Source organism: Yeosuana sp., assembly GCF_057126245.1.
This window is the reverse complement of sequence record NZ_DBNGMQ010000005.1, coordinates 1-5,807: the sequence shown is the minus strand read 5'-3', so window position 1 is coordinate 5,807 and position 5,807 is coordinate 1. Positions and strand designations below refer to the sequence as shown.

The following is a 5,807-nucleotide window of genomic DNA, read 5'->3' as shown; positions in this document are numbered from 1 at the left end:
AAAATTTTATCATCTAATTTAATATGATCTTTCAAAATCATTTTATAACCATAGACATTAAACATAATATCTGTTTTAAATAGAGATCCAGTATAATCTATATTTTATGAAAAAAGGAAGTGCCTTTATTAGAGGCACTTCTAAATATCCTTATTTTTTAGTGTTTAGTTGAAGGCAGCGCTATTTGTCTGCCATTTGATCACCATTCTTTTCTACTCTTCGTTTATTTAAACCTGCAATAATTATAAACACAACTATCGATAAAATCGCAATCCATGCCCACATAGGGAACACTGGAGTTTCGCCACTGGCATAAGAGTGCATGCCTTTGGTAAAGTAATAGTTAACCCCAATAAAAGTCATAAGTACCGATCCAAATCCAAAGATTGATGCTACATTAAAAATAAACTCACCTTTTAATTTTGGTGCTAATCTAAAGTGCAAAATAATAGTATAAACAACAGTTATTATCAATGCCCAGGTTTCTTTAGCATCCCAGCCCCAATAGCGACCCCAGGATTCGTTTGCCCATACACCACCAAGGAAAGTACCTACTGTAGCAAGCATCAATCCAATGGTTAAATTCATTTCATTAATGTAGGTTAACTCTTTTGTTATTAGAGATAAGCGCTCTCTATTTTTCTTATTCTTAAACATATAGATACCCAAATTAAAGAACCCTAAAACAAAGCCTAATCCTAAGAATCCGTAACTAATGGTTAAAGTAGCCACATGAATAATTAGCCAGTACGATTTTAATACAGGCTGAAGATTGGTTAACTGCGGATCATAACTGCTATGGCTTGCTGTCATTAAGGTAAAGAATGCCAGTAAAGAGGTTGCTGCCAACGTGATTTTTGAATAACGCATAAAACTGAATCCTGCTAATAAACTAGCCCAAGACACCAAAATCAAGGCTTCATAACCATTAGACCATGGTGCATGTCCAGATAAATACCAACGCATTCCCATACCATAAGTATGGTATATAAATGCTGCTCCTAATATAGTAATACATGCATAGAGTGACCAGCTTAAAATTTTACTTTTCTTTGATTTTAAATTATCTACAAAAGCTAAAAACAATAATAATACACTTAGCAAGGCATAAATATTTTTAAGATTTATAAAAATATTAGAATTGTTGTAACTAATTTCTCTTTCAATCTTAGTATCAGAAGGCATAATACCTGTAGCAGAACTTTGTTTTTGGATGCTTTTTAAATACCCCAATAGTTTATTAGCGTTACTATAATCTGCTGTTTTTGTAGCATTAATTACTTCTGATAAATACGCACTCATGATATTAGAGTAATTTAAGACTGGTAATTTTAAATCATCATTGATAATTCGAAGTCTACCTTGCAGCTCCTGTTGTGCCAATTTATCGTCCCAACTTACCCATTTGTTGTTTTCTGAATTCTGTACAGGAAAAATATCTAACATATTGCCCTGATAAGCCATCATAAAAACTTCTAAGCGTTCATTTAATTTAATTATTTCCTTATCAAACTTATTGCGCTCAGCATCAGGTTTTCTAAAAGCTGTTTCAGCAAACGACTGCAATTTATATTGGCCTTTAGTATTAAAAAAGTCATTAAATTTTACCTTTTTTCCAGTAACACCAATAATATCGGTTACCGCTTTTTCTCGCACATAAATTATTTCCTGATCCTTCCAGAAATCTGGATTTAAAGGCATATCTAAAAAGACTTGTATCCCTGTCATTTTACCTCTTCCTGGAATATCAAATTTATCTTTCCTTGATATTTTATGCATGACGTCCAGTGCTAATGTATGTACAGGTGCAAATCGCCCTTCATATAATTGTACCACTAATTCTCCAAATTTATCGGCATGTGCTGCACTTACAGAAAACTGATTGATATGTGGTTGGTGATTATGCTGTTGTTGCTGTTGTTGCTGTTGCTGTGCAAACATGGCACTGCTAGCAAATAAGAACCCAAATAAAAGGGTTAAAACGTTTCTCTTTTCCCTCAAATCTCGAATTCTACTCATTAATTCCCAATATCTTGAATGCGGATTAAACAAGGTCCATATAAATCCAATAATCATGAGAGTATATCCTAGATAGCTAATCCAGGTTCCCCAAAAATCATGATTTACAGATAGTACAGTCCCTTTTTCATCTTTATCGTACGACGACTGGAAAAAACGATACCCGCCATAATCCAGTACATTATTCATAAAAATACGGTGGTCTTTTCGAACACCATTTTGGGAGTCAATTAAAGTCACCTCACTGGCATAAGAAGAAGGACTCATAGAACCCGCATATCTATCCAGTTCAAATTTATTCAATTGTAAAGCAAAAGGGATATTAATTCTTTTAGTACCATATGCTATTTTTAGAGATACACCGTTTAGAGGAACCTCCTTATAATTTTCAATATAACCAGGACCCCCTATAACCGCTACTTCTTTTGTTTCACCATTATGTTCAACATCCAAGATTAAAGCACCTGGTAAATTTTCGTTGTTAAGATTTTCTACGTAACTCACTAATGTATGTTCCGTTAATTTGGTCATTACAATCGAAAGCCCTGAACCTTCAGGCTCATATAGCATCATGCGGTTAAATGCGCCCAAGCTGTCTTTCTCGATAAGTCCCTCTGTCATTTCAGGCATAGCGCTTGTTTTTATTTTGGCTGGATAGCTTATAAACAAACCATTAGCATTGCCCGTAATTTTAACACCTCCAGGACGCTGATTATTATTAAATGATACCGCTGTATTATGCATCATACTACTTTCACCATCTTTTAACTGTAATTCATGCTTATGCCCTCCATCATCGCTAATTGTTAAATTCAGCATCATAAAACCACCTTCTGTACCTTCTATGTAGGTTTCCTGTGCATGTTTTAAATGGTTTTTATAAGCAATTTCAATAGTGCCTTTTGAATCTGTTTCTACATTAACTTTAAACGCATTATTGGTAATCATCCCAAGCGCTAATTTTTTGTCTATAACATAGTCCTGATTCCCATCATTTGCTCTTACATTTAAATAGGTGTCATCGCTAAAAATAAAATTGGACTGTTGTCCTTCTCTAATATGCATTCTACCTTCAAAACCTATATAACGCGTAACTCCAGCACCAATAATCATGATTGCAAATGAGATATGAAAAATGAATCCGGCTATTTTTTTTCTGGTTAGTAAATGGTAGCGTTTTATGCTTCCTATAAAGTTTAAAATCATGAGCACCATAAGTGCTTCAAACCATAGGGCATCATAAATAAGTATTTTTGCAGTAATGGTGTCATAAGAATTTTCAATAAACGTTGCCGCTCCCATGGCAATAGCAAAGATAACGAGCAAGCCTAGAGTTGTTCTTGGGGAGAAAAGAATCTTTAATAATTTTTTCATAATACAGTTAGTTTTCTAATATAATTTATGACAAAATTAGTTTAATACTATCTTTTGTTTGATGACATTTATCAGTTATTCATCACTCTATTTAACCTATTTTTGCTCTAGAAATACGAACATTAAAAACTTTTGAATATGAAATTTTATTTTAGTTTAGCATTTATCATGGTATTGATAGTCTCTTGTAAAAATGAGGTAAAAACAGAAACAGGAAATGCTACCAATACACATAAAGCCACGGCGCAGGAAGTATTGCATGTTAGTGAATACACCTATGTAAGAGGGCTGGAAGATGGTGTCGAAAAATGGATTGCGGGACCCATAACCAATATAAAGATAGGGGAAACCTTTTATTATGATAATGCCATGGAGATGCCAAATTTTGAAAGTAAGGAATTGAACAAAACTTTCGAAATCGTCTATTTTGTGGAACAAATAAGTACTACCGAAGAAGGACTTGGACGCGTGATGGTTCCAAATTCAAATACAGCAACGTCCGGATCGCAACGCACTGTGGTTGAGAAAAAAGATGTCAAAATTCAAGCTTCAGGAAACACCATATCTATTGAAGAGCTATTAAAAAACAGAGAAGCGTATCATAACAAGGTTGTACGATTAAAAGGCGAAGTTACTAAATATAACCCTGCTATTATGAATGTTAACTGGTTTCATATTCAGGATGGTACGGCATTCAATGGCGAGTTCGATTTAACGGCAACAACTACCGATGAGGTTAGAATGGGAGATATTGTAAGCTTTGAAGGAAAAGTGGTTTTAAATAAAGACTTTGGTGCAGGTTATGTATATGATGTCATCATTGAAAACGCTGTAATTATAAAATAATATAGAAACAAAACATATGAAATTATTAAGATTAGTAATTGTTTTATCGACCTTTGTATTTGGCATTTATGCTACTGCACAGGAAGATCCACATGTAAAACAAGGCCTTAGAAAAGTATTTGTTCAGGAGGTTATTCAGGTAAGTTCATATACCTATTTACATGTTTTAGAAGACGGTGAAAAAAAATGGTTGGCGGCACCAACAACAGAAGCTGAAATAGGCGAGGTTTTTTATTATAAAAGTGGTATGGCGATGCCCAATTTTACGAGTACAGAGCTTAACAGAACCTTCGATAACGTATTGTTTTTAAGTGCTATTACCAGTGCTGATGAAATTGATATCGATAAAGGACTCGTTGATCCTAACAAACCAAAGGAAGAAGTAGAAACAGGTAAACAGCCTACCCTTAATCAGTTGAAATTGAACATTGAAGCTGTTGAAGGGGGCATTCGTATTGGTACCATATTCGAAAACACACAACAATATGCAGGAAAGAAAGTAAAAATTGTTGGTGAAGTTACCAAATTTACAGCTGCTATTATGGGTAAAAACTGGGTGCATTTTCAAGACGGTACTAGTTTTGAAGGTAATTACGATTTAATGATTACCACTCAGGAAAACCTAAATGTAGGTGATGTGGTAGTTTTTGAAGGAGTTATTGCTTTAGATAAGAATTTTGGTGCTGGGTATTTCTATAAAATCATTATGGAAGAAGCCGTTATTGCTAAATAATTAATATTTCTTTATAGTTTAAAAAACACTGCTTCTATCTAGCAGTGTTTTTTTATAACGCATCATTGTATTAAGCTTACGTTTAAAATGTGCTAAAATTCCTAAAAATTGTTTTTATCGCAAGGTGAGGCTCGTAATTTTTTGCCGGATTAAAGCATAATCAACTGAGCGAAATAATTCTTGCTTTGAACTATTCATGGTGTATAAAACATAGTCGGGATCGTCAAATTCTATTGCAAGTTTCAGGTAATTACATTCAAATCTATGCAAGGCTACCCGCTTCCAAATAGTTTTATTTTGAAGGTCATCGTTGGGTATAAATCTATTTTTTTTTAAAGATTTTAGTTTGTTAAATAAGATATCGAAATCAGAAGTTCTTATGTACTCTTTATTAGGCCTTCCCAAATCCATTAATACATATTCATTTTGTTGCCATTCTACTGCAAAATAATAGTAATTATCTTCAAATCTATAATCAGAAACACGCTGCCACTTCTTTTTTTTAAGCAGTATTTTATTGGGTTTAAAATTGTCTTGAGGAATTTGTGACCAAATATTTGGTAGTGTACATACAACTATAAGGCATATAACAGAGAGTTTCATGGTATCTGTTTTAATTGTAGGTTTAAGCCTAATAGCCAGGAATATTAAATATACGATAAAAAGCTCTTATTTATGCGCTTATAACAAAAAAAGACCGGCATATAGCCGGCCTTTAACAAAGATAATATAATTTATTATGAAATATTTTTAATTCAACAATGTTTTACTCTCTGGCATAACTTTGTTCTTTATGGCAACCGGTAGCACAGGTACCTCCATTCTCATTTTCAAT

At 33.5% G+C, this 5,807-nt stretch carries 4 protein-coding genes; 2 read left to right on the top strand and 2 right to left on the bottom strand.

The window, feature by feature from the left end; translation table 11 throughout:
• Positions 1 to 180: 180 nt before the first annotated feature.
• Positions 181 to 3,393, bottom strand: a complete 3,213-nt coding sequence (locus AC15TD_RS00190) for a cytochrome c biogenesis protein (RefSeq protein WP_484450128.1) — start codon at positions 3,391 to 3,393, stop codon at positions 181 to 183.
• 138 nt (positions 3,394 to 3,531) lie between these two features.
• On the opposite strand from AC15TD_RS00190, the gene AC15TD_RS00185 reads away from it, so the two are divergent.
• Together AC15TD_RS00185 and AC15TD_RS00180 are read left to right on the top strand one after the other, a co-directional pair.
• Positions 3,532 to 4,239 carry a hypothetical protein gene (locus tag AC15TD_RS00185; RefSeq protein ID WP_484450127.1) on the top strand — a complete coding sequence of 236 codons (708 nt, stop codon included), beginning with the start codon at positions 3,532 to 3,534 and terminating at the stop codon, positions 4,237 to 4,239.
• Positions 4,240 to 4,255: 16 nt separating this feature from the next.
• Complete coding sequence (locus AC15TD_RS00180) at positions 4,256 to 4,972, top strand: hypothetical protein (protein WP_484450126.1); 717 nt, start codon at positions 4,256 to 4,258, stop codon at positions 4,970 to 4,972.
• 114 nt (positions 4,973 to 5,086) lie between these two features.
• On the opposite strand, the gene AC15TD_RS00175 is transcribed toward AC15TD_RS00180, so the two are convergent.
• The gene (locus tag AC15TD_RS00175) at positions 5,087 to 5,575 is read right to left on the bottom strand and encodes a hypothetical protein (RefSeq protein WP_484450125.1); all 489 of its coding nucleotides are present in this window, start codon (positions 5,573 to 5,575) and stop codon (positions 5,087 to 5,089) included.
• Positions 5,576 to 5,807 lie beyond the last annotated feature (232 nt).

Excerpts from the sequence above, each read along its gene's own strand:
- AC15TD_RS00190 (WP_484450128.1), bottom strand. The coding sequence starts at position 3,393 with ATGAAAAAATTATTAAAGATTCTTTTCTCCCCAAGAACAACTCTAGGC.
- AC15TD_RS00185 (WP_484450127.1), top strand. The coding sequence starts at position 3,532 with ATGAAATTTTATTTTAGTTTAGCATTTATCATGGTATTGATAGTCTCT.
- AC15TD_RS00180 (WP_484450126.1), top strand. The coding sequence starts at position 4,256 with ATGAAATTATTAAGATTAGTAATTGTTTTATCGACCTTTGTATTTGGC.
- AC15TD_RS00175 (WP_484450125.1), bottom strand. The coding sequence starts at position 5,575 with ATGAAACTCTCTGTTATATGCCTTATAGTTGTATGTACACTACCAAAT.